Source organism: Paenibacillus sp. MCAF9 (assembly GCF_052114265.1).
In the GTDB taxonomy this organism is placed as follows: Bacteria; Bacillota; Bacilli; order Paenibacillales; family Paenibacillaceae; genus Pristimantibacillus.
The window spans coordinates 81148-105412 of the sequence record NZ_JBFREL010000018.1 but is presented as its reverse complement, the minus strand read 5'-3'; the positions used below and the strand labels follow the sequence as shown (position 1 = coordinate 105412).

Sequence of the window (24265 nt, the reverse complement as noted above, 5' to 3'; positions counted from 1 at the left end):
GGGGCCTGTGACTATTTTCTAAAATCTTGTATGCTGCAGGCTGCAACGATTGGGAAATAAAGGCGCAAGATTAAGCCATGGACTTTTTGGGGTCCATGGCTTTTTTGTGTTCATTTGAATTTTGAGGAGATTATCGGATATGAAAGAAACGTATTATCAGCAAGTAAAGCTGCCTTCGGGGCAGGTGCATGTTTATGCAGGACCAGAGCTATTCGCGTCCTTGGATTATAAAGTGTTTGAAATGGCGAACAACAACTTACAAATACCGAATCAAGTATATATGAGCTATACGCCTGATGTGCATGTTGGCGTGGGAACCTGTATCGGTACAACAGCGGTATGGAATGCGAGTGATGGGTACGTATCTCCTTCCATCGTAGGCAGCGATATCGGATGCGGGATGCGCGTACAGCTTACAAATCTGCATAAGGATGATTTGAAGGAAGTAAAGCTGCGGCGCAAGCTGGTTAAGGCTATTGAGAAATATATGCCAGTCGAGGAGCATGCAAGAGGTTACTTCTCAGATATTAGACTTGAGAATATCGTGAAGAAGGGCTTGCACGGCTTGCCGAAAAAATATATTCCTGATGCCTACACGCCGCGCAAAGCTACCTCCTTAACCCATGTGGAGAGCAGCCGTTTTGATTTTGACGAAGAGGTGCTGGAGAAGTTTCCGGAAGTTGTTTGGCATCGCGCGCATCGCCAGCTCGGCACACTTGGCGGCGGCAATCATTTTGTAGAAATTCAGGCGATTGAAATTGCCGAGGAAAACAGAGAAATTGCCGAAGCATGGGGGCTGTTCGACGGCCAAGTGGTCATTATGATTCATTCCGGCTCGCGGGCTTGGGGCGGTGCGGTCAGTCAATATTGCAGCACGGACATTGCCAAAATGATGCGTCAGGAAGGCATAGGCACCGCTGATCCTAAGCTGCTATATGCGCCGTTATCCCATCCGCTCGGCCAAACGTATGTCAACCTCATGTACTCGGCCTTAAATTATGCGGTCGTGAATCGCCACTTGATTGCATACGCTGCCTTGGAGGCGGGCAAGGATGTGTTCGGCTCAAAATTCGAGCTGCGCACATTGTATGATCTCATGCATAACTACGCATGGGAGGAAGATCAAGATGAGCAGTCCTATTTCGTTCATCGCAAGGGTGCAACAAGAGCGCTGCCGGCAGGACATCCAGATAACCCTGAGCCGTACCTTTGCACGGGGCATCCGGCGCTTATACCAGGATCGATGGGCACTGCCTCGTATATTATGGTCGGAAGCGCTGAAGGGAAAGCGAATCATTATTCCATCTGTCATGGCGCAGGACGAATCAGGTCACGGAACGCAACGAAGCAGCTTGTATCGGTAGAAGAGGTTGCTATTGCAATGCGTGTAGGTACGGATGATGAAATCGTCGTAAACCAGCGATCTATGGAGTCTCTGGTCGATGAATCACCGCAGGCATACAAGGATGTAGATCAAATCATTGAGAGTGTAGTCGGAGCCGGGCTTGCGCAGGTCGTAGCAAAATGCAAACCGTTAGCTGCCGTCAAAGGAACGTAAATAAAGGAAAAGAAGGGGGACGAGGAGAATGTTTAACCAATATCTAGAAGTACAGTTAGTTAACGTAAATGATGAGCAATCCAATTCTTTTAATTTGAGCAAAGAGAATAGCTCCACTCCTCGGACCCGTTGTTTGGTATTTGAAGGGAAGCGTGTACTGACCTCGTGTTAGCTGCATTGCTGACTATTCTTTTTCCTAGACTATGGACGATTGTCCATGGTCTTTTTTTTTCAAGAAGAAGCTGAGTAAAGGAGTGTCTAGAATGACCAACATACATGAAAATATTTTGCTGGAGCTGGGTAAAATCGAGCGGGAGGAACAGGTTCGCATCGTTTATGCGTGCGAATCGGGAAGCAGGGCGTGGGGGTTTCCTTCTAAGGATAGCGATTACGACGTTCGATTTATTTATGTCAGGCCGGTGGAGTGGTATTTATCGATATTTGACAAAAGAGATGTAATCGAACGGCCTATAAGCGATCTGCTAGATATAAACGGCTGGGATTTGCGCAAAGCGCTTAATCTGTTTCGCAAGTCGAATCCGCCGCTGCTCGAATGGCTGCAATCACCGATTCCATACTTTACGAAATACTCAGTAGCCAAACAAATCCGCAGCGCCTCTCCGTTATCTTTCTCGCCGAAGTCATGCATGTACCATTATCTCCATATGGCAAAAGGGAACTACCGAGAGTATCTGCAAGGCGAGCAAGTGAAAATAAAAAAGTATTTTTATGTGTTAAGGCCGATTCTCGCTTGCGGCTGGATTGCGAAGTACAACTCGATGCCTCCGATCGAATTTGATCGTTTAGTAGAGGCGCTTATTCCTGAGCAGAGTGAGCTGAGGGCTACGGTTGAACAATTGCTGCGACGGAAAAAAGCGGGTGACGAGCTCGATTATGAGCCTAGGCTGCAAGTTATTAATACCTATTTGGAGGAGCGAATGGTTCATTTTGAACAAATCGCATTCGCAATGGGCCAAGGGGGAACTGCGCAGGACAATCAGCTTGATGATTTGTTCCGCAGCGCTTTACAAGAGGTTTGGGATTAAATAGTGTTGCTTTTAATTGACAAGTAAGGGGAAGTTAAGGATGGCTATCGTGCAAGTGAAATCGACGAACCCAAGCTTTTCGTTCGTCATCAGAAAAAATCCGGGCTCAGGCATGCTGCTGCGCGCCGTTCGCAAAGGAATGGCCTACGGCTGGTATACCGATGAAGCAACCTTCAACGTTTATTTTAAGGATGCTGACAATGAGGTTTCATACAAGCAGCATAGGCAGGATCAATTTGAGTACCTCAATGTATCGCGATATAATACGCCGCTCTTTGTACTGGGAGCGATCAATGAATTTTTTGCAGCGCCGCTCAAAGCGCAGCATTCGAGTGACACGGAGCAATACGAGCATACCTTCCATATCAATATGATACATATTGAGCTTTTGCGTTATATTCATTTTTTTGAGAAGCATCTTACCGATTATACATTTGAAGCTGTACACCTGGCGCATAAGAGCTATTCGCTTACCATTAAGACGCATAAATCGTTATATGAGCTTATGCATGTCGTTAGTGTGCTTTGTCTCTTCCTCTCGATGTTCAGCGACGAATACATCGATATTTCTGATGATGTGTTGATTAAATATGTGAAGAGTATCCAAATTATCGACGCACCCTTTTATATACGAAGCTTGTTTGCCCGCAATTTTCTAGCTTCAAGAGACCGGTTCAAGAAATATAAAGAAGAGCTGGAGAAAACAGATCGTTATGCGGTTCAACTCTCCTTCGGCGGGACAGCTCAGCAGCGGAGAAGCTATATCGGAAGCGTGCTTCCGTTCAATAAGGCCATTCTCGACGTTGGCTGTGGAGAAGGTTTCTATGCGATTCCATTTGCGTCCAAAATTGAAGACAGCTACTACGCGGTTGATATCCATGAGCCGCTGCTAGAGGTGGTAGAGCGGAAGGCGAAAGCAAAGGAACTGGACAACATCGCTACCTTTCCTTCCATTGAACACTTTCTAGAGGCTTATAACGGCGAGCAGGTGGATGTCATTTTGACCGAGGTTATTGAGCATATGAGTCTAAATGAGGCAGCTGTTCTGATACGGCAAATATGCGAACATGTTGATTTTGATTATTTTGTGCTGACAACACCTAATGCAGAGTTTAATGCTTATTATGAGCTGGAAGACTTCCGGCATGATGACCATAAATGGGAGCTTGGGCGAGCGGAATTTCAAGAGTGGCTGCTCGAAACGATTAAAGATCAATCCGTGGAAAGCCAGTTTGTCGCAATCGGCGACGGAGTGAACGGTATACAAACGACGCAGGGTGCGATTTTGCGGAAGAGGAGAGAGTAGCGTCAATGGAAATGAGAACGAGAGTCCACACGATTTTTATGTTGATTGGCACGACGGAATGCGGGAAAACAACCTTTGCAAACGAAGTGCTGATGCCGCAGCTGCGATTTAGGGATGACAGCAAGGGCATGAATGCGAATGTGCAATATATTTCATCCGATAGCATTAGACAGGAGCTTCTAGGCTCTGATTATGATAAATATGATCAAATCATGCTTGAAGCGAGCGATCAGGCTTTCCGCCTTTTGTTCGAGAAGCTGCGGCTGGTCACAACTTTCCCCATTAATGCGGAATTTGTTGTCGTGGATACAACAGGGTTGTCAGAGGATTTCCGGGCGAGAGTGAGGGAGGTTGCAAAGGAAAATAACTACAACCTTGAAGTCGTGCTGTTTGATTACAAGAAGCGTGATGATTATTATTCATCGGAGCGTTCGAAGAAACTGATAACGAGCCACATTAATCGTTTGCGCAAGGACGTGCTTGGTTCGCTCTCGAGGGAGAAATATAGCAAAGTTCATAAGGTGCGGGCTAAAGATTTTTATTCCCCCATGGATAAGGTTGCGAATCCGGATTATAAGATTATAATCGAGGATGCTGCTGAGTATTTGGACGTTTTTTTACCGCTGGACCAGAAGACGATTATCGTCGGTGACGTTCACGAATGTGTGGATGAGCTGAAGGCTTTGCTCGTTAGCCATGGGTTTCAACTAGAGGGCAATGTACTGGTTGAGACTGGGAAGGTCAGCGGTACAAAAGTATTGCTCGTTGGAGATTGGATCGATAAGGGAAGCCGCACAAAGGAAATCATTGATTTCCTATATACGAATCAGAATAAGTTTTTGTTTGTGCTTGGCAATCATGAAAACTTCGTCCATAAATATATGCGTGGTGAAATCAAAGGTGTGGAAGAGGAGCTGCTGCATGCCTACTTCGATTCCACTGAGGTGCTGAGAGGCGATGCTGAGCTGCTCCAGAAGTTTAATCATCTCGTATCGCTGTCGAAGCCTCACTACAGAATGGTAGGAAAAGCAGGACCATCCTATTATGTAACTCACGCGCCATGCGAGAACAAATATATTGGCAAGCTGGATGTGAATTCGATCCGTCATCAGCGCAATTTCAGGCTTGACCGATCGGCGCCGATTGAAGCACAGCTTGCGTTTCTGAAGCGGGATGCAGCAGGAAACCAGCCGTATCATGTTTTTGGGCATGTGGCTGCTAAACAAGCATTTCGGATCAGAAATAAAATCCATTTGGATTCAGGCGCAGTTCACGGCAATCTGCTAACCTCGGTTTCTCTGTCGGTGAAGCCGACTTTCAAATCACAGAAATCGTCAATAGCCGGCATGGAAGGGGAGCTTCCTGCACTCTTCAAAGAGGAACGCAAAGTATCGCTGCAAGAGCTGGATGACGATGAAGCCCGCAGATTGCAGTATTGTTCGCGCAATAAAATTAACTTTATCTCAGGAACCATGTCTCCTGCAGATAAGGATGAAGCGGCGGGTGAGCTGGAATCGCTGAGGAAAGGGCTGAACTATTTTGTGGAGCGCGGTGTTAAAGAGGTCGTGCTGCAGCCCAAATACATGGGATCACGCTGCAATGTTTATCTGCATGCAGATATCGAGCAATCTTTTGCAGTGAGCCGCAATGGGTACAAAATAAATAAGGTTGACCTAACCGCTGTTTATGAGCGACTGCTGCAAAGATTCGGAAGCTACATGAAGGAAAACGATATATCGATGCTCCTGCTCGATGGCGAGCTTTTGCCATGGGAGGCGCTGGGGGAAGGTCTCATCGAAAAGCAGTTTAAGCCAATTGAGAAGGGGCTTGAGACAGAGCTTGCTTTCCTGAAGGCGAATGGATTCGAGGAAGCGTTCGGAAAGCTTGCGCATGATTTCAAGGAAAGCGGTTTTGAAAAGGATCAGTTTCACTTTAGCAAAGGGGCTATTAATGAGAAGTACGGTCTAGCCGTCTATCAAAACTTTAAGCATGTTCATTCTGTTCTTGAGAAAATCAGGCCAATTGACGAGCATATCAAAGCATATGAAACGTATAAGAGGCAGCTGGAGCTGTATGCCGAGGCAGGGGAGCTTGAATACAAGCCATTTTCGCTGCTCAAAATCGCATACGTAGACGGAAGCGAGCAGCTGCCAGCGTGGAAAACCTCTGAGATGTATCGATTCCTATCTGACGATCCATTCATCACGCTTGTGCTGTCTGATGCGGAGAGCTATGAGCTTGCAGAAAAATATTTCTACACGCTTACGGTAGACAATCATATGGAAGGTGTCGTGATTAAGCCCGAGCTGCCTCAGCCGTACACGGTTCCCTATATGAAAGTGCGCAATAAGGAATACATGTCTATTATTTACGGTTATGATTATAGATTTCCGCACAAGTACAATAAGCTCATCAAGCAAAAAAATATTACGCAAAAGCTTCGTACATCATTTAACGAGTACCGGCTAGGACAGCATATGCTGGCGATTCCTTTTGCTGAAATTGCCCCAGAAAACGATGGATATCAAGCGGCTGCTGCGAATCTTTTGTTTGAGGTTGCCAAAGAGAAGGAAATCGATCCTAGATTGTAAAACATCAATATACCAAACCTCCCAAAATGGGAGGTTTTTCTACATCATTCGACCTATTATGAAATTGGTTATGGTATATATCGGAATAATATGGAATACTGGTATATGTAAAAAGTCCTAGTAAAAAGCAAAGTTGTCGAAAGACAATGACGCAAAGCCAACAGGCCTAAAGGAAATTTCCAAAGGTGGCTGGGTTGCCAAAAGGATGAGTGATAACATACCTATATCCTCTCCTTAAAAACTTCAGGTTACCGCCTACGTTATGAATAAGAGGGGATATTTAGCAATGAAACAAATGATTAAACGTTTTAATGGAAATGTTAATGTTGGTAGTTTTAATATTGTTCAAAAGTTAGCGAATTTAGGCTACTGGGAGTTTGACCATATTCGCAGAGAAGCATCCTGGTCGAATCAAATGTTCGAAATATATGGTATGAAATCTGATTTCTCGATGACGATTGAACAATTTTTTGAGTTTGTACATCCCGAAGATCGTGAGCGCGTTAATGAGCAGTTCCACCTTGCAATTGAATCAAAAAAGGAAAGCGTTTCCGAGTACAGAATCGTTCGTCAAGGCGGTGAAGTTAGATATGTGGTGGAAAACATTACGTTCATACGGAATGCCGAAAACGAGATATTGTTGACGATAGGCATGATTCAGGATGTAACGGAAAATAAAAAAATACAGCATCGCCTCACACTAGAAGAGCAGCTTTATAAATCGATATTTGAAAACAACCCTGACGCGGTCTTTTCTTTAGACGCACAAGGGCGTTTTTTGTCATGCAATTCTGTGCTTGAGCAAGTTTTTGGATATACGAAAGAGGAAATTATAAATGATAGTTTTCATAAATTTGTAGATGCCGCAGCACGGGATAAAACGATTCAATATTTTGAGCAAACGGTCAAGACGCTGAATCCTCAAAACTATGATACGACAGGCATTACGAGAACAGGGCAAACGGTCGAATTTAATGTGACCAATATTCCAATCATTATTAATAAAAAGCTTATCGGCGTCTACGGCATTGCCAAGGATATTACGCAGCAAAAAATGATTGAGCAATCATTGACTGAGACCGAATTAAAATACCGCAGTATTGTTGAGCAATCCATTGTCGGTATTTTTGTCGCGCAAAAAAACAACTTCGTTTATTCAAACGACCAGCTCAATAAAATGTTTGGTTATGACTCCTTGATCGGTATGGATATTATACAGACGATCCATCCTTTAGACCGTGAAGCCGTCGTTAATCAGCTAACGAAGTTACAGGAGGGGCAGTCTTTATCTAATTTCTGCCACAGAGCCATTAAGCAAGATGGGACGATTATTCATTGCGAAGTGCACTATAATCAAGTGTCAAATATGGGTGAGCAGGCGATCGTTGGCGTAGTCCTTGATGTTACGGATCGGAGCAAGGCTGAGGAATTAAATCAATATTTGGCTTACCACGATTATTTAACGGAGATGCCAAATCGCAGAATGTTTGAAGACCAGCTAGATAAGCAGCTAAGGGTAAGCGAGTATTTTAAGCAGAGGCTGGCGATCATGCTGATTGACGTGGATCGTTTCAAATATGTAAATGATACGCTTGGGCATCCGATTGGGGATGAGCTGCTGAAACAAATCGCCTTTCGATTGATGAGCAATTTACGTGATGGCCAAACCGTATTCCGACTTGGCGGAGACGAATTTGCAATTATTATAGCTGATGTAAAGCAGCAAAACGAAATCAAGGATATGGCAGCTACTATTATTAAGCTTATCAATGAGCAATTTTTGATAGAAGGATATGAGCTGAATGTAACCGCAAGTATTGGAATCAGTCAATCGCCTGGCGATGGGAGCTCGGTGGAGCAGTTGATGAAAAATGCGAATGCGGCTCTTTATCATGCGAAGTCCAGAGGCAGCAACCAATCACAGTGCTATTCCTCTTCTTTAAATGTGCAATCATTCAAATTGTTTTCACTCAGCAATGATTTGCGTAAAGCGCAGGAAAGAGGAGAGCTGTTCCTTCATTATATGCCTCGAGTACATTCACAAACGATGGAAATTGTTGGCGTCGAGGCGCTGCTGCGCTGGAATCATCCAGATTGGGGATTGGTTGCTCCGTCTGAATTCATACCGATCGCAGAGGAAACGGGGCTTATTGTATCGATAGGAGAATGGGTGCTTCGCGAAGCCTGTTTGCAGCATAAACGGTGGCAGAGCTTAGGACTGCCTTCGGTCACGCTGTCGGTTAACTTTTCGGTGCAGCAGCTTCTTCAGCAAAATATATTGCATAGAATCGATCAGATTATCGAGGAGACAGGAATTTCCCAAGATCGATTGGAAATTGAAATAACGGAAAGCTCCTTTATTAGCAATGAGAATGCGGTGACGGAATTGCTGCTGGAGCTGAAGAAAAGAAAAATCAAAGTATCGCTTGATGATTTTGGAACCGGCTATTCCTCTCTTTATTTATTGAAGCGATTGGCACTCGATACGATCAAAATTGATCGGTCATTTATCGAGGAGTTGATGACGGATCGTAGAAATAAGAGCATTATTGAATGCATTATTCAATTGGCTGGCGAACTTGGCATGCAGGTGGTGGCTGAAGGCGTTGAAACGAAGGAGCAATACAACTATTTACGCGAGCAGCGATGCGATGAAATCCAAGGCTATTATTTCAGCCGTCCTGTAGAGCCGGACAGCATCGTGCAGCTTTTGAGCCGAAGATCTTGTAAAGAGCCTGCTTTATTTATGCCTAGTAAAGAGGTGCTCGTTAATCGGAGAAAAAGCTTTCGAATAGATTTGAAGCATTGTCTATTGGCAGAGATGACCATTACGATGTTTAAAGGAAGCAGTGTGAAGCTTGGGAGTACAGAGGTGTTTGTTCGTAACATCGGACCAGGCGGGCTCCGGTTTATAGTCGGTGTGAAGCTGCCCGTTAACAGCGATATTCTCTTGATGTTCAAGACGAAAATTCTTAATCAAATGTATGTGCTATTCGGATTTATCGTCTGGTACAATGAACTGGGCAAAGACATTTATGAATATGGTGTGCAATTTCAATTAAAAGAAAAGCAGCAGGATGAGCTCGTCAATACGCTTAATTTCCTAGCCATTAAGCAGCGTGATGGCATGCTTCCTCAAACACAGGTGTATGTTGGAGATCCGATACTCCGAATTAAGGAATTGAAAAAACACAATTAAATAATGAGATGAAAAAAGCATTTTACATTCGGTAAAACCGAGGCGTGAAATGTTTTTTTGTGCAGCATAAAAGTTTTGCCGCATTGGTCTTTGGGTAAAAGGAAATAGTAGTTATTGAAAAGGAGGATGCGCGCTTGAAACTTACACCGGAACAAAGAATTCAGCTGCATGGCTTTAATAATTTAACGAAGTCACTCAGCTTCAATATGTATGATGTGTGTTATACGAGAACGAAAGAAGAGCGTAAAGCATATATCGCCTATATAGACGAACAATATAATTCGGATAGGTTGACGAATATTTTGGAAACGGTATCGGATATTATTGGAGCGCATGTGCTTAATATTGCAAAGCAGGATTATGAACCGCAGGGCGCCAGCGTTACTTTGCTCGTATCGGAAGGGCCGGTAATTGGCGGACCCAATGATTCGTTTGAAGAATCGCCGGGTCCCTTGCCTGATTCCGTAGTGATGCATTTGGATAAAAGCCATATAACGGTTCATACATATCCGGAGTATCATCCGAACGAAGGGATAAGTACGTTCCGCGCAGACATTGATGTATCGACCTGCGGCGAGATTTCACCGCTAAAAGCGCTGAACTATCTGATCCATTCATTTGATACCGATATTATGACGCTGGATTACCGTGTGAGAGGTTTCACTCGCGACATTAATGGTTATAAACTTTTTATTGATCATGATATTAACTCGATTCAGAACTACATACCGAAGAAGGAATCTCTTTTGTATGACATGATCGACGTTAATATTTATCAAGAAAATGTGTTTCATACCAAATGCAAGCTGAAGCAATTTGATTTGAACAACTATTTGTTCGGCTATACGAAGGATTCGTTGTCAACCATAGAGCAAGAGGAAATTACGAGAAGATTAAAGACCGAGATGGATGAAATCTTTTATGGAAAAAATATAAGGAGCTGATTTTCTCATGTCTAATTCACCATCACAAAAAAATATTAACCCGCCGCAGCACCAAAACCGTCAACCGGGCATTGAATCCGAGATGAAGCCGCTGCCGATTTTTGAATCGGATTCATATAAAGCAGCAGGCAAGCTGAAAGGGAAGACAGCTATTATTACGGGCGGAGATAGCGGCATTGGCCGCGCGGTAGCTGTTGCTTTTGCCAAAGAGGGCGCGGATTTAGCGATCGTATATTTGAATGAGCATGGCGATGCAGAGAAGACGAAGGAAGTTGTAGAGAAAGCTGGCGTGAAATGCTTGCTTATAGCTGGCGACGTCGGCGAAGAGGAGTTTTGCAAAAGTGTCATCGAGCAGACGATTAAGGAGTACGGCAAGCTGGATGTTTTGGTGAATAACGCGGCAGAGCAGCATGTGCAGCAGAAGCTTGAGGATATTACATCGGATCAGCTGGTGGCTACGTTCCGAACGAATGTGTTCAGCATGTTCTATTTGACGATAGTCGCTTTGCCTCACTTGAAGGCATCCAGCTCCATCATCAATACAGCATCTATAACGGCATACAAAGGAAATCCGACGTTAATTGATTACTCCGCTACAAAAGGAGCAATCGTGTCCTTTACGCGCGCATTGTCAGTGAATTTGGCTGAGCAAGGCATTCGCGTTAACGGTGTAGCTCCCGGACCGATCTGGACGCCGCTTATTCCAGCGACATTCGATGAGCAGTCCGTAGCCACTTTTGGCTCAGATACACCGATGAAACGGCCAGGACAGCCGCATGAGTTAGCAGCTGCCTACGTCTACCTAGCTTGTGATGATTCCAGTTATATGTCAGGCCAAATGCTGCATATTAACGGCGGAGAAGTTGTAAACGGGTAAAGAAGATATTACAAGAAACCATGCTGCTTCGCATAATTTCCCCAGTGCGGCTGTCTGCCATCGACGTCGGTTATGCCGAACTCATCAGACAGCTGCCAGCTCGGGAATACTTGTCCGGATCTTTCAAGCAAATCGCTGCTTGCTGCAAGAGCTGCGATTCCGCGTCCGACAAAAAATGGCGTTTCCGATTGGCTGAAATGCTCGGCGTCTGGCTTGCCGCCATGTACAGCATCAAGCCACGTTTCTTCCGTTACTTCAAAATGCTCCAGCATTTCCTCAGAGCGAAGGAAGCCGGGAGTTACAGCAACAGCCGTTACATCATGGGGCTTAAGGTCAGCTGCCATTGCTGCGGCAAGATGAATAGGCGAAATTTTGGCCAAGCTATAAAACAAGCTTCCGCGATAACGGTAATCGATTCCGTCCGTTACTTCAATAATTAGTCCCTTTCTCCGTTTCACCATCAACGGAGCCCCATAATGACTCGTAATGAGATGAGCTTTTACGGCACGCTCTTGCATTAACAGGCCCTTGCTTAACGAATGCTCCCAAAACGGCTTTCCCCATTCTGTTAATTTTTCTCCTCCCCAAATATTATTGACCAGCACATCCAGTTGTCCATTTTGCTCCTTGTTGATTTGCTCAAATAAAGCCTGAACGTCCGCTTCTACTGTATGGTCAACTCTAACCGGGATGCCCACGCCTCCTCGTGCAGTGACCAATTCGGCTGTTTCTTCAATCGTTTCCGCTCTGTTCAAATCGGAGGCTTGGTCGCGAATGCTTCTTCCTGTGCAGTAAACGGTGGCTCCTGCTTCTCCAAGACTTACTGCAATACCGCGTCCAGCTCCCCGTGTAGCTCCAGCAACGACTGCGATTTTTCCCTCTAATGGTTTCATTGTATCTCTCCATTCCGATTTCTATTTTTTACTCTTTGTCAGTTTAGCAAACGATATACGACAACTACTGTCATATATTCATGCTACAATGAAAAAAACGAATGAGAACGGCACAGGAGGCCTAGCATATGAGAGCGGGACGGTTGATTGCTATCCTATTATTGATGCAAAACAGCGGGAAATTGACGTCAAAAGAACTTGCGGAAAAGCTGGAGGTATCCGAGCGTACCATCATTCGTGATATGGAGTCGCTTAGTGAAGCGGGCATTCCGGTTTATGCGGAGAGGGGAGTGCACGGAGGATGGGTTTTATCCGAGGGGTATCGAACCAATCTAACAGGTATGCATGCGGGTGAATTAGTGTCTGTTATCGTTGGCAGTCCATCTTCTTTACTGAGCGATCTAGGAATTGCGAGTCACTATGAAGCGGCCGTTCAAAAAATACTGGCTGCCTCTCCTGCTGAAGTGAGCAAAGGGGCGGCTCTTATGAAGCAAAAGATTCATATTGATGGAGCGGGCTGGCATCAGATGGAAGAGTTAATGCCCTTCTTGTCGATTGTGCAGGAAGCCGTTTGGGAAGAACGATTATTGCAGATTCGCTATCATCGCGAGGACGGTATCGCCGAGCGAATCGTCTCTCCGCTTGGGCTTGTTGCTAAGCGAAACGTTTGGTATTTAATTGGCGAGGTGAACGGGGAGAAACGGACCTACCGAATCTCAAGATTATTGGATGCCCAAATGCTGGAGGAGCGGTTCGCACGCCCAGCAGACTTTGATCTGGCTCAGTACTGGGAACAGTCCATGGGTGAATTTAAGCAGAGGCTGCCGCAATATCCAGCTGTTATTACCATTCATGATGCAGTGCTCTCTCGGCTATCCAAAGAACGATATGTGAAAATCGTAGAATGCAGCTCTTCACTGAAAACGAGTTGGTCATCGGCGCGCGTTGAATTTCAAGGCTTGGAATCGGCGTGCGAAATTATTTTAAGTTATGGTTCACGAATAGAAGCGGTTGAGCCTGCAGAGCTGCGGCAAAAAGTGATGGCTGAGGCAATGGCTATCAACCGTTTATATATCGAATTGTAAAAAAAGAGGATGCCCGACGATGGGCTTCCTCTTTTTTGTCGTGTCACGATACTAAACAAGGCATTACAACGGCAGGTCTCGTTTGCTGAAAGTGAGGATGCCCGCCATAAAGCCAGCAAGACCGATCAAGAAGAGTATGACCAAAGCGAGTACCGGGTCGCTGCTGCCGCTTGCGATTTCGCTTGGCCTATATAATGAGAAGAGGGAGAAATACTTTAACCAGTCTATATTCGCGCTTATTTTGCCGAGCATATCGAGTCCAAACATCCCGAATGTAATAACCCCTGAGATGCCTAGTGCTTTCTTTTCATCGCTGGAGAAAGCAGAGACGAAGAAGGAAATTCCGCCTACTGCAAAAAATAGCATCCATGCAATCACATTCAATAAAATGAAGCGGGAACCGTCAAATTCGTATCGATCACCGATAAACAAGGCATAGCCAATAAAACCTGCAGCTGTCGTAACGATCATAATCAGCAGCAGCCCAGCGATAAGCACGCTCGCTTGCGTTGCGGCGACACGCTGCCTTGACGTCGGAGTAGACAGCAGATAAGCCATGGAGCCTTGATCCACCAGCCTTGCCATTAGGCCCGTCGACAGCATGATGCTGAATATAGAAAGCAGAAGAGGCAAAATGAGTCCGTAATACTCTCCCGAGATGAAGGCCTCCATGCTGCCGAAGCCGGCTTGGACGCCGAAAGCATTCATAAGCCCTTCGGGCAGAGCCGACATAAGCTCGTTAAGTGCTCCTGTGTTTTGCGCGATGCCGGGATACAGCCAGAACATGAGCAAAATGTAGAAAGCCGAGCCGAAGGCATAGTTGCTTATACCTTTAAGATTGATCTTCATCATTTGTTTAAATAGGGGAGCGTTCATCAGACGAGCTCCTTCCGGTCATAATAGTGCATGAATACGTCCTCAAGATTTTGCGCGGTTATATCGAGGCTGCGAATAGGGTATTTGGCCGTCTCTCGAATCAGCTCGTTATAATTGCCCTGCACGGCGACTGTGACCCGTCTGCCATCGTGTGATTCGATAGGCACTGTGCCCGATAACACGAACAGATGAGCATCTGCCGCCTGCTCAAAAACAATCTCAACCAGCTTGCGCTGCATGGACTGAAGCTCATGTATGTTTTTGACGGTCATCACTTTCCCGTCCTTTATTATGGCGGCGCGGTCGCAGGTTCGCTCGATCTCGGTAAAGCTATGGGAAGACATCAGAAAAGTCGTTCCTTTCGCCTTCTCTTCGAGAACAAGCTCAATAAACGTCTGCTGCATGAGAGGATCGAGGCCGGAGGTAGGCTCATCGAGAATGATTAATTCGGGATCATGCATGAATGCGGCGACAATACCGACTTTTTGCTTCATGCCTTTGGACATCTTCCGAATCGGCGTGTTGACGTCGAATTGCAGCCGTTCGATTAGGCTCCGGCGTTTGGCTGAGCTGTCCACTCTCTGCATAGAGGAGAGAAATTCAAGAAAAGCTTTTCCTGTCATTCCTTCGATAAAAGCAATTTCCCCTGGTAAATATCCAACAAACTTTTGCACCGTTCCTTGTTTCGTCCAGGTATCGAGTCCCTTTATGGATACCCGTCCATGATCCGGCTTCATAAAACCCATTATGTGACGAATAGTCGTCGATTTGCCTGCTCCATTAGGCCCCAAAAAACCGAACACTTCACCCTTGTTTACCGTGAATGACACATCTGTAATGCCGCGGCCATTCCGAAAAAGCTTAGTCAGCCCCTCAACGATTAACATATACCGCTGCACCCCGCATTTGTAATTATGAAATTATTTTATTATTTAATTTCATTATTTATGATAATTTCGTTAGGATTAGAAGTCAATGGGTTATGAAATATAGATGTGCTATAATTTCATTAAATTAAAATAGACGTGATTGCAGGAGGCAGTATGAACGGTTTCGAGAGAAGGAAGGAATTAATCAAGGAGAAGATTAAGAAGACGGTTTTAGACATGCTCAAGACGTGGGAGCCAAAAAAAATACGAATCGCGGACATTGCAGCGGAAGCTGAAGTATCTCAAGTGACAATTTACAATTATTTCGGCAGCAAGGAAGCACTGCTTAGCGAGGTATTCAAACAATTTATTGATAAGAGCATTACTGATTTTGAAACATTCATTCAAGGTGATCGCTCCTTAAAGGAGATCATTCAATATATCGTTTTTGTAGACAAGGAAGCTTATCGCGCCTTTACTCCTGAATTTTTCACACAGTTCCTGATTGATGACGAAACGAATCAATATATTGAAGAGCTTTATCGAACAAAGGGGATGCCGCTCGTCGTACAATTTGTAGAAGAAGGGAAAAGGAAGGGCGAGATCTCGAAGAAGGTATCGACTCCGACCATTATCGCTTATATCAATATGCTAAAAGCGCAATCCCACATGTTCCTTGATTTGGCGCAGCAAAGCGAACAAGTAGACGATTTTCTTGATGAGTTCATTCATCTCTTCTTTTATGGTATTTGCAGCTCTGGACCAGAGTCTAATTCGTAGGTCCATGTTATTTGACTATGGGCTTGTATATTCGATACAATTTAGGCTGCAGCATGTTTGTACATAGAGGTATGAATGAAGGGAGAATACGAGATCATGAGTGGATTTGAACATCATTTAGATACGTATGCAGAGTTGATTGTAAAAATTGGAGTGAACGTACAGCAGGGCCAAGAGGTATTCGTTACAGGAGCTGTCGATCAAGCAGCACTCGTTAGACTTGTAGCCGGCAAAGCCTATGAAGCAGGCGCGAGCAACGTCCATGTGGAGTGGACTGACGATTCATTGTCCAGATTAAAATATGAGCAAGCAGCAGACGAAGTATTTGCGCGTTACCCCGAATGGGAAACCGCAAAACGCAACTCGTTTGTGGAACGCGGAGCAGCATTTATCTCCATCGTTTCATCAAGCCCAGATTTGCTGAAAGGCATCGATTCAGGACGTATTTCCAGCTTCCAGAAAGCTTCTGGCCAAGGCTTGCAGGAGTTCCGCAGAGCTATTCAATCGGATAAAGTAAGCTGGACAGTAGTTGCCGCAGCGAGCAAGCAATGGGCAGCGAAAGTATTCCCGGAAGCAGGGGAAGAGGAAGCGGTCCAAAAGCTGTGGACAGCTATTTTTGAATCAGTTCGTTTGCATGCTGAGAACCCTGTTAAGGCATGGGAAGAGCATAATGCGAATCTTCACAGCAAGGGCGAGACGCTTAATCAGAACCGTTTTCACAAATTGCATTATACGGCTCCTGGCACGGATCTTACGATTGAATTGCCGGAGAAGCATATTTGGGTCGCTGCAGGCAGCACGAACATTAACAACATTCCTTTCATGGCGAATATGCCGACCGAGGAAGTGTTTACAGTTCCGCTAAAAACAGGCGCAAACGGTTATGTATCCAGCACGAAGCCGCTAAGCTATGGCGGCAACATTATCGATCGTTTCAAGCTGACGTTTGAAGCCGGACGTATTGTGAAGGTAGAGGCTGAAGAAGGCCAAGACATCCTGCAGAAGCTTGTAGACATTGACGATGGCGCGCATTACCTAGGCGAGGTTGCGCTCGTTCCGCATGAGTCACCGATTTCGCAGTCCAACATCTTGTTCTATAATACGTTGTTTGATGAGAATGCATCTAATCACCTGGCAATCGGCAGCGGTTATGCTTTCAATATCGAGGGCGGCAAGTCGATGTCACCAGAAGAGCTTGCTGAGAATGGCGTAAATGCCAGCATCACGCATAATGATTTTATGATCGGCTCAGCTGAAATGGATATCGATGGCATCACGAAGGATGGAAAGGTAGTCCCTATCTTCCGTAAAGGAAATTGGGCAATTTAATTAGGGTTAGCAAATAAAGAGCTATCTAGAAGAAGCGAATGCTTCTTCCCGGTAGCTTCTTTCTGTTTTATGGGTTCTTTTACATAAATAAGACAACTTCCCAGATGGCTATATGACAAATGTCATGCCATCGTATTGACGTTTATGACTACAATGACCTGACAGTTTTCTTTACAATAAAGTTAGAATACTGCGTTAGACGTCCGGGATACTCTCCAAGCGTCATATTGAGGAGGAAAATGCGATGACAGAGCTTAAACATGCTCACTTGAAAAAAGAAGTTGCCCCATTTGAGAAAACGGATTTAAAGTCGAGTATCAGACAGCTTATTAACACCTTAGTGCCACTCGTTCTGCTCTGGTATGCCTCTTACTATAGTCTTTCCATATCGTACTGGCTTACTGCTCCGTTGGTGGTGCTTACTTCTGGTTTCGTCATTCGTACCTTCATCATCTTTCATGACTGCTGTCACGGATCGTTTTTCAAAAGCAAAAAAGCAAACGATATCATAGGTACAATTACAGGCGTTATTACGCTTGTCCCTTATAGACAGTGGAAAAATTCACATTCCATCCATCATGCAACAAGCAGCAACCTCGATAAACGGGGCGTTGGCGATTTGTGGATTCTAACGGTAGAAGAATACGCAGCAGCGCCGCTTATGCGCCGGTTTGCCTATCGTATGTATCGTCATCCGCTAGTTATGTTTGGACTTGGTCCAATCGGTGTTTTCCTTATTCAATACCGCTTTAATGTTAAAGGCGCTAGACGCAAGGAACGGATGAACACTTATTTGACAAATGCTTTGATCGTAGGCTCTTACGCGCTTCTTATCTGGGCAATCGGCTGGCAAGCATTCCTGCTCGTTCAAGGTCCTGTGTTTTTTGTATCTGGTTTGCTCGGCATATGGTTGTTCTATGTACAGCATCAATTCGAGGATTCTTATTTTGAGAATGAAGATGAGTGGAGTTATGTGAAAGCTGCCGTTGACGGAAGCTCTTACTACAAGCTGCCTAAAGTGCTGCAATGGATTACAGGCAACATCGGCTTCCACCACGTTCATCACTTGAGCCCTAAGGTTCCGAACTATAACTTGGAAAAAGCGCATAATGCAACGCCGCCGCTTCACAAAGCGACGACGATTACGATCAGCGAAAGCTTAGAATCGCTTCAGTTCCGTCTTTGGGATGAATCAGACAAAAAATTTGTCAGCTTCAAAGGGATCAAGCATCGTCTTCGTAAAGCAAAAGCATCATCTGAGAAAATAAAAGCGACACAAGCAAGCTTGAAATTTAAATAACTCCATTTAAACATACACCAGAAGCCACGCCCTTACAGGCTGGCTTCTAGTGCATATTGCATCAAGGAAAATAAATACTTGAAATGTTGTATATGCTAAAATGATTATAAAATAATCATAACCATCGTATGGCATGGGATAAAGGATGGACGACCATGAACAAGTGGTATCAGATTTTTCAGAAAAACACAGGTCTAAGCCCATATGTGTGGGTCGTCTTCTGTATTTTGCCTTTTTATTTTATTTTTCGTTCGTCTTCCCCTTATGAAGCCGTATCCGGTATCATCATGATTATTTTGTTTTTTATTTGTTACCGGCTATCGTTTGTGTCTAAGGGCTGGCTAGTGTATTTCTGGACCAGTGTGCAAATTATTATATCGATTGCGATGACTTTATTGTTCAGTTACGTTTATTTTTCGATATTTCTAGCTTTTTTTATCGGGCATATTCAGAATCGAGCTGGATTTTTTACTTTGTATACGATTCATATTGTCAGTACGTTCGTAACGGTCAATTACGGATTTGCTACACAGAACACGTTGTTTTTTACACAGTTTCCGTTCATACTCATCAGTCTCATCGTCGTTATTCTGCTTCCCTTCAACACGTACAACAAAAACAAGCAGGGGCAGCTCGAAGGGCAGCTTGAGGACGCGAATAAGCGGATATCGGAACTTGTAAAGCTTGAGGAGAGGCAGCGAATCGCACGTGATTTGCATGATACGCTGGGACAGAAGCTGTCGCTAATCGGTTTGAAGAGTGACCTCGCCGGCAAGCTGATGGTCAAGAACCCAGCGCAAGCCCAAGCGGAAATCAATGATGTTCGCCAGACGGCGAGAACCGCGCTTAAAGAAGTGCGGGAAATGGTTACGCAGATGCGCGGGACGAGAATTGAGGATGAAATGTTTCGGGTAAAGCAGATTTTGAAGGCAGCCGAAATTGAATTCGAGCTCGTGGGAGAATTGAAGCTTGGTACTGCGAATTTGCTCACTGAAAATGTTCTCAGCATGTGTTTGAAGGAAGCGGTAACGAATGTCGTCAAGCACAGCGGAGCAACGACGTGCACCGTAACGATTCAATCATCGCGTACAGAGCTGTCACTGAAGGTGCAGGACAATGGTGTAGGAATTCCTGATGAAGCTAGAAACTGCGGAGGCCATGGTCTTCAAGGCATGAAGGAGCGTCTTGAGTTCGTGAATGGAAGCCTAGATATCATTTCGAATGATGGTGCGACGCTCATTATTAAGGTGCCAAACGTTATTAAACAAATGTAATGATAAGCTGAAAAGGGGATTGAGGGATAATATGATCAGAATCGTCATTGCCGAGGATCAGCGCATGCTGCTGGGCGCCCTCGCTTCCTTGCTTGACTTGGAAGAGGATATGAAGGTCGTCGGAAGAGCAAGCAATGGAGAAGATGCCATAAGTCTTGTGCATGAGCATAAGCCTGATATTTGCATTATGGATATTGAAATGCCGGCCAAGACGGGGCTTGATGCTGCTGAGGAGCTGAAGGGCCAGGGCTGCAAGGTCATTATTTTGACGACATTTGCAAGATCCGGTTACTTTGAGCGTGCTCTCAAAGCGGGAGTTAGCGGCTATTTGCTTAAGGACAGCCCAAGCGAGGAGCTTGCCAATTCGATTCGCAGCGTGATGGCTGGACGACGGATATTCGCATCAGAGCTTGTAGATGAGGCATATGGACAAGAAAATCCGTTAACAGAGCGCGAGAAGGAAGTGCTTGTGCTCGTAGCAGATGGGAAAAACACGAAGGAAATTGCAAGCGAGCTGTTTATTACGACGGGTACCGTTCGCAACTATATATCTGTCATTCTTGATAAGCTTGACGTCAGCAACCGCATCGAGGCGATTACTCGGTTTAAAGAAAAGGGCTGGTTCAAATAATGTACCAGTACAAGAGCACCGAAGTGAAAATATGATGCGTTATTGAGCGGAGCCATTCGATCTCAACGGCGCTTTTTTTGTTTTCAAGAGTTAAAGGAACGGGTATTGGAGAGAGTACTAGGGAAGGGAGTTAATGGGATGAGTTATACAAATTTGACACTTCATACAGATAAGTACCAAATAAATATGATGTACGCGCATTGGCTGCAAGGAAGCAAAGATGAGAGGGTTGTATTCGAGGCGTATTTCCGCAAGCTTCCCTTTAATAACGGCTTTGCTGTATTCGCAGGTTTGGAGAGAATTGTGGAATACATTCAATCGCTTCATTTTGGAGAAGAGGAAATTACATATTTGCGTACGCAAGAAGAGAACTACAAAGAGGAGTTTCTTGATGAGCTGCGCAGCTTTCGGTTTACAGGCAATATTTATTCGGTAGAGGAAGGAACGCTCGTTTTTGCGAATGAACCATTGTTCTGCGTTGAGGCACGCGTATTTGAAGCACAGCTAATAGAAACGGCTATCCTCAATATGATGAACTATCAAACGTTGATCGCGACGAAGGCTGCTCGAATTAAGCAGGTTGCTCCAGATGACGTATTGCTTGAGTTCGGAACGAGGCGTGCGCAAGAGGCAGATGCAGCGGTTTGGGGAGCAAGAGCTACTTACATTGCGGGCTTCCATGCGACGTCTAATATGAGGGCTGGCATGCTGTTTGGCATTCCTGCCAAAGGCACGCATGCCCATTCTTGGGTGCAGGGGCATGATACGGAGGAGGAAGCATTTCGAGCTTATGCGGAATCGCTGCCTGACTATGTAACTCTGCTGGTAGATACGTACAACACGCTCAAAAGCGGAGTTCCCAACGCGATTAAGATCGCCCATATGCTAGAGAGCCAGGGTAAACGAATGAATGCGATCCGCCTTGATAGCGGTGATTTAGCATATTTATCACAAATGGCGCGGAAAATGCTCGATGAAGCTGGCCTGCCTTATGTGAATATCGTTGCCTCCAGTGACTTGGACGAAGCTATTATTTCTAACCTAAAGTCACAAGGCGCAAAGATTGACGTATGGGGTATCGGTACAAAGCTGATTACCGCAGCGGATCAGCCTTCACTCGGCGGTGTGTACAAGCTTGTCGCGCGTGAGAAAAACGGGAGCTACGAGCCGGTTATCAAAATTTCAGCAAATCCAGAGAAGATATCGACACCGGGTTTCAAGCAGCTTTACCGAATCATTAACACATCAACTGGAAAAGCAGAAGCAGATTATATTACGCTGAGGGATGAGCAGCATGTAAATAGGGGAGAGCGAATTAAACTGTTTGACCCGGTTCATTCTTATATCCATAAATTTATTACTCATTATGAGGCGATAACATTATTAAAGCCGATTTTTGCAGATGGCGAATTAGTATATGATATGCCGAGCTTAGATCAAATTCGAAGCTATCATAAGGGACAATTCGAACTATTTTGGCCGCAATATTTGCGTAAGCTCAATGCGGAAGCGTACCGCGTTAATTTAAGTGAAGCGACGTGGGAGCTAAAGCGGGAATTGATACAGAAGCATCAGCAATAGCGACAGTATGAATAAAGGACATTTGTCGCACTGAAAGTGCACAAATGTCTTTTGCTATTTATTGCATACGTGTTATAAGCAGCGGTTTTGTCGAAAATGAAGGGAAATCCACTGGTATTGTTGAATGAATAGCAGATACATTTCATTAAACATGGAGGTACTGGTATGAAAAGAAGGGAAAAAGCTGTTTTGATATGGCTGACAATCTGCTTAATGACGTTTTCATTCGTAATGCCAGCTGCTGCAGCTGAGATTTCGAAGGATAAGTATACATATTCGATTTCGAAGAAATCGGGCGAAGTGAAAGAGACGTTAACGTTCAACGATCTAGGAGATGTATATAAGGATGTTACAATTACTTCGATACTCGTTCCTGAAAAAGCAGTTCTGAGCTATACAGCAAAGGTTGATACTAGCGTTGTTGTATTTGGTTATAGCTTGGTAAATGGTGTTTTAGTTTCGAGTCCAGTACCTTGGACGATAAACGGCAAGAAGGAGCTCGTTAATGCTTTGCCCGCTAATACGACGGGAACAGTAACCTTTGATTATGGCGTTCCCTACTATGAATTGTTCATCTTAGATGAGGCAACAGGCGACAGGGCAAGCTACTTCTTTAAGATTGACACGAGTGCAGCAGTAGGCGATCAGCCTGATGCTTGGGCAAAGATAGAGGTAGATGAAGCGATATCAGCCGGGCTTATTCCAGCGGAGCTGCAGAACAACTACAAGAAGCTAATCACACGTGCAGATTTTGCGAAAATTATTATTAGACTGCTTGAAGTGGAGAAAAGCCAGACGATTGATGAGATTTTAGCAGAAAAACAAGTTGTCCTGAGCGATAATCCATTTACGGATACGAAGGTTAAAGAAGTAGTAGCTGCTTATTTGATGGGTATCGTCAAAGGTAAAGGAAATGGGAAGTTTGATCCGAGCGGAAGCATCACGAGGCAAGAAGCAGCGGTCATGCTTACGAACACAGCCAAGGTGCTTGGCTATAAGGTTCCAGCTGACGCTTCGGCATTTGCAGACAACAGCATCATAGCAAGCTGGGCTAAGCCGAGCGTTGATTTTGTGTCGATGCATGATGTCATGAAAGGCATTGGAAACAATAAATTCAGCCCAAAAGGCACGTATACGCGTCAACAAGCTTATATAACGATTATGAGGCTGGATATTGTGCTTAAATAATATAGGCATGGCTTCGATTTGAGTAAAAAAGAAGGTGAGCACAAGCTGCTCACCTTCTTCGTTTCCAGCCAAACACTTTTACATGCACGAGCAGCCTTGTAATCCAGTGCGTCGCGACATAAAGAATAATAAATAATATAACGAGCGGCTTAAACACAATCCAAATCACAATCCAAATGAGAAGAACCTGCCAGGGCTTTAGCTTTTTCAAGAGATTTCCCGGCAAAAGCATGATCCGATAAAATTTATAATTTTTTTGCAGTCCTTCGAGAAACTCCTGACGAATTTGTTTGTCTTCAGGATCTAATCTAATCGCGTTCTTGAGCATGAGCAGATAGTCGTCGTAATCGTTCCGTCTTTCTGCTGACCATGCCAAATATAAGTAAACCATATCAGACTCGACATCAAGCCGCAAAGCTTGATTAGCCAGCATTTTTGATTCGGCAAAACGATTCAACAACGCTTCATTATAGCTTAAATTAGCGAGATACAATGAATTTTCAGGAGAGATTTCAAGTCCTTTCAATAGCAAATCACGGGCTTCTTCATACCGTCTTGTCTTATTATATATATTAGCCAGCAAGAAATAATAATGTGGTTCATAAGGATCAATTCGCTGTCCTTCGGCAATCGATTCCAAGGCTGCTTTCCAATTTTCCATCGAATAAAAAGCATTGCTGCGAACAAACCAGGCTAATTCATTTTCCGGGTCGCGTAGAAGCGATTGTTCTGTCCAGTGAAGGGCTTGATCCAGATTATCCATGTATAGACTAACTTGCCCGAACAGTGCATAGGCATAGGGGTCCTCGGGAGTATCCTGAATTAGCGCAAGCGCCTCAACAGAAGCTTCCTTAAACTTTTTCCAACCCATGAGCTGTTGTATTCGCTCGTATCGTTTACTGGTCATTTCCTCTTCTATTTCCATCATAACTATGTCT

At 44.7% G+C, this 24265-nt stretch carries 19 protein-coding genes and 1 riboswitch; of the genes, 15 read left to right on the top strand and 4 right to left on the bottom strand.

The annotated features are described in order from the left end of the window. Window positions 1-139: 139 nt before the first annotated feature. The 7 genes from AB4Z45_RS22760 to AB4Z45_RS22730 all read left to right on the top strand — a co-directional run bounded on the left by AB4Z45_RS22760 (window position 140) and on the right by AB4Z45_RS22730 (window position 11521). Window positions 140-1558, top strand: coding sequence for an RtcB family protein (locus AB4Z45_RS22760; RefSeq protein WP_441911759.1), 1419 nt, complete (start codon window positions 140-142; stop codon window positions 1556-1558). 263 nt (window positions 1559-1821) lie between these two features. Next, window positions 1822-2604: a nucleotidyltransferase domain-containing protein gene (locus AB4Z45_RS22755; RefSeq protein WP_441911758.1), complete on the top strand. Its 783-nt coding sequence runs from the start codon at window positions 1822-1824 to the stop codon at window positions 2602-2604. A gap of 40 nt (window positions 2605-2644) precedes the next feature. Continuing rightward, complete coding sequence (locus AB4Z45_RS22750; protein ID WP_441911756.1) at window positions 2645-3910, top strand: methyltransferase domain-containing protein; 1266 nt, start codon at window positions 2645-2647, stop codon at window positions 3908-3910. 5 nt (window positions 3911-3915) lie between these two features. Continuing rightward, window positions 3916-6501: a metallophosphoesterase gene (locus AB4Z45_RS22745; RefSeq protein WP_441911754.1), complete on the top strand. Its 2586-nt coding sequence runs from the start codon at window positions 3916-3918 to the stop codon at window positions 6499-6501. 116 nt (window positions 6502-6617) lie between these two features. Next, window positions 6618-6703, top strand: a riboswitch (cyclic di-GMP riboswitch). Window positions 6704-6787: 84 nt separating this feature from the next. After that, window positions 6788-9700, top strand: coding sequence for an EAL domain-containing protein (locus AB4Z45_RS22740; RefSeq protein ID WP_441911753.1), 2913 nt, complete (start codon window positions 6788-6790; stop codon window positions 9698-9700). 134 nt (window positions 9701-9834) lie between these two features. Further along, window positions 9835-10644 (top strand): adenosylmethionine decarboxylase, encoded by an 810-nt coding sequence (gene speD, locus AB4Z45_RS22735; RefSeq protein ID WP_441911751.1) that lies wholly within the window; start codon window positions 9835-9837, stop codon window positions 10642-10644. 7 nt (window positions 10645-10651) lie between these two features. Further along, a complete protein-coding gene (locus AB4Z45_RS22730; protein ID WP_441911750.1) occupies window positions 10652-11521 on the top strand; it encodes an SDR family oxidoreductase in 870 nt (289 codons plus the stop codon). An 8-nt stretch (window positions 11522-11529) separates the two neighbouring features. Here AB4Z45_RS22730 and AB4Z45_RS22725 read toward each other — a convergent pair whose 3' ends face one another. Then, entirely contained in the window at window positions 11530-12414 is an 885-nt protein-coding gene (locus tag AB4Z45_RS22725; protein ID WP_441911748.1) for an SDR family oxidoreductase, read from the bottom strand. A gap of 128 nt (window positions 12415-12542) precedes the next feature. Between AB4Z45_RS22725 and AB4Z45_RS22720 the strand changes: the two genes are divergently transcribed. Next, the gene (locus AB4Z45_RS22720; RefSeq protein ID WP_441911746.1) at window positions 12543-13499 is read left to right on the top strand and encodes a helix-turn-helix transcriptional regulator; all 957 of its coding nucleotides are present in this window, start codon (window positions 12543-12545) and stop codon (window positions 13497-13499) included. Between the two features lie 63 nt (window positions 13500-13562). On the opposite strand, the gene AB4Z45_RS22715 is transcribed toward AB4Z45_RS22720, so the two are convergent. Together AB4Z45_RS22715 and AB4Z45_RS22710 are read right to left on the bottom strand one after the other, a co-directional pair. Continuing rightward, on the bottom strand, window positions 13563-14375 hold the full coding sequence (locus tag AB4Z45_RS22715) for an ABC transporter permease subunit (RefSeq protein ID WP_441911744.1): 813 nt from the start codon (window positions 14373-14375) through the stop codon (window positions 13563-13565). Then, a complete protein-coding gene (locus tag AB4Z45_RS22710) occupies window positions 14375-15262 on the bottom strand; it encodes an ABC transporter ATP-binding protein (RefSeq protein WP_441911742.1) in 888 nt (295 codons plus the stop codon). The genes AB4Z45_RS22715 and AB4Z45_RS22710 overlap by 1 nt, the downstream gene beginning before the upstream one ends. Window positions 15263-15418: 156 nt before the next feature. Here AB4Z45_RS22710 and AB4Z45_RS22705 point away from each other — a divergent pair, with 156 nt between their 5' ends. The 7 genes from AB4Z45_RS22705 to AB4Z45_RS22675 all read left to right on the top strand — a co-directional run bounded on the left by AB4Z45_RS22705 (window position 15419) and on the right by AB4Z45_RS22675 (window position 23327). Beyond that, entirely contained in the window at window positions 15419-16024 is a 606-nt protein-coding gene (locus tag AB4Z45_RS22705) for a TetR/AcrR family transcriptional regulator (protein ID WP_441911741.1), read from the top strand. Between the two features lie 96 nt (window positions 16025-16120). After that, window positions 16121-17353: an aminopeptidase gene (locus AB4Z45_RS22700; RefSeq protein ID WP_441911740.1), complete on the top strand. Its 1233-nt coding sequence runs from the start codon at window positions 16121-16123 to the stop codon at window positions 17351-17353. 244 nt (window positions 17354-17597) lie between these two features. Next, window positions 17598-18653, top strand: coding sequence for a fatty acid desaturase (locus AB4Z45_RS22695; RefSeq protein WP_441877510.1), 1056 nt, complete (start codon window positions 17598-17600; stop codon window positions 18651-18653). Window positions 18654-18808: 155 nt separating this feature from the next. Further along, complete coding sequence (locus AB4Z45_RS22690; RefSeq protein ID WP_441911738.1) at window positions 18809-19927, top strand: sensor histidine kinase; 1119 nt, start codon at window positions 18809-18811, stop codon at window positions 19925-19927. A gap of 31 nt (window positions 19928-19958) precedes the next feature. Further along, entirely contained in the window at window positions 19959-20558 is a 600-nt protein-coding gene (locus AB4Z45_RS22685; RefSeq protein ID WP_441877504.1) for a response regulator, read from the top strand. A gap of 138 nt (window positions 20559-20696) precedes the next feature. Beyond that, window positions 20697-22139, top strand: coding sequence for a nicotinate phosphoribosyltransferase (locus tag AB4Z45_RS22680; RefSeq protein ID WP_076271691.1), 1443 nt, complete (start codon window positions 20697-20699; stop codon window positions 22137-22139). Between the two features lie 165 nt (window positions 22140-22304). Then, window positions 22305-23327, top strand: a complete 1023-nt coding sequence (locus AB4Z45_RS22675; protein WP_441911736.1) for an S-layer homology domain-containing protein — start codon at window positions 22305-22307, stop codon at window positions 23325-23327. Between the two features lie 49 nt (window positions 23328-23376). Here AB4Z45_RS22675 and AB4Z45_RS22670 read toward each other — a convergent pair whose 3' ends face one another. After that, complete coding sequence (locus AB4Z45_RS22670; protein WP_441911734.1) at window positions 23377-24255, bottom strand: tetratricopeptide repeat protein; 879 nt, start codon at window positions 24253-24255, stop codon at window positions 23377-23379. Between the last annotated feature and the right edge of the window lie 10 nt (window positions 24256-24265).

What these genes read in the sequence shown, in the direction of transcription:
- AB4Z45_RS22760 (WP_441911759.1), top strand. Translation starts at nt 140, where the DNA reads ATGAAAGAAACGTATTATCAGCAAGTAAAGCTGCCTTCGGGGCAGGTG.
- AB4Z45_RS22755 (WP_441911758.1), top strand. Translation starts at nt 1,822, where the DNA reads ATGACCAACATACATGAAAATATTTTGCTGGAGCTGGGTAAAATCGAG.
- AB4Z45_RS22750 (WP_441911756.1), top strand. Translation starts at nt 2,645, where the DNA reads ATGGCTATCGTGCAAGTGAAATCGACGAACCCAAGCTTTTCGTTCGTC.
- AB4Z45_RS22745 (WP_441911754.1), top strand. Translation starts at nt 3,916, where the DNA reads ATGGAAATGAGAACGAGAGTCCACACGATTTTTATGTTGATTGGCACG.
- AB4Z45_RS22740 (WP_441911753.1), top strand. Translation starts at nt 6,788, where the DNA reads ATGAAACAAATGATTAAACGTTTTAATGGAAATGTTAATGTTGGTAGT.
- AB4Z45_RS22730 (WP_441911750.1), top strand. Translation starts at nt 10,652, where the DNA reads ATGTCTAATTCACCATCACAAAAAAATATTAACCCGCCGCAGCACCAA.
- AB4Z45_RS22725 (WP_441911748.1), bottom strand. Translation starts at nt 12,414, where the DNA reads ATGAAACCATTAGAGGGAAAAATCGCAGTCGTTGCTGGAGCTACACGG.
- AB4Z45_RS22720 (WP_441911746.1), top strand. Translation starts at nt 12,543, where the DNA reads ATGAGAGCGGGACGGTTGATTGCTATCCTATTATTGATGCAAAACAGC.
- AB4Z45_RS22715 (WP_441911744.1), bottom strand. Translation starts at nt 14,375, where the DNA reads ATGAACGCTCCCCTATTTAAACAAATGATGAAGATCAATCTTAAAGGT.
- AB4Z45_RS22710 (WP_441911742.1), bottom strand. Translation starts at nt 15,262, where the DNA reads ATGTTAATCGTTGAGGGGCTGACTAAGCTTTTTCGGAATGGCCGCGGC.
- AB4Z45_RS22705 (WP_441911741.1), top strand. Translation starts at nt 15,419, where the DNA reads ATGAACGGTTTCGAGAGAAGGAAGGAATTAATCAAGGAGAAGATTAAG.
- AB4Z45_RS22700 (WP_441911740.1), top strand. Translation starts at nt 16,121, where the DNA reads ATGAGTGGATTTGAACATCATTTAGATACGTATGCAGAGTTGATTGTA.
- AB4Z45_RS22695 (WP_441877510.1), top strand. Translation starts at nt 17,598, where the DNA reads ATGACAGAGCTTAAACATGCTCACTTGAAAAAAGAAGTTGCCCCATTT.
- AB4Z45_RS22690 (WP_441911738.1), top strand. Translation starts at nt 18,809, where the DNA reads ATGAACAAGTGGTATCAGATTTTTCAGAAAAACACAGGTCTAAGCCCA.
- AB4Z45_RS22685 (WP_441877504.1), top strand. Translation starts at nt 19,959, where the DNA reads ATGATCAGAATCGTCATTGCCGAGGATCAGCGCATGCTGCTGGGCGCC.
- AB4Z45_RS22680 (WP_076271691.1), top strand. Translation starts at nt 20,697, where the DNA reads ATGAGTTATACAAATTTGACACTTCATACAGATAAGTACCAAATAAAT.
- AB4Z45_RS22675 (WP_441911736.1), top strand. Translation starts at nt 22,305, where the DNA reads ATGAAAAGAAGGGAAAAAGCTGTTTTGATATGGCTGACAATCTGCTTA.
- AB4Z45_RS22670 (WP_441911734.1), bottom strand. Translation starts at nt 24,255, where the DNA reads ATGATGGAAATAGAAGAGGAAATGACCAGTAAACGATACGAGCGAATA.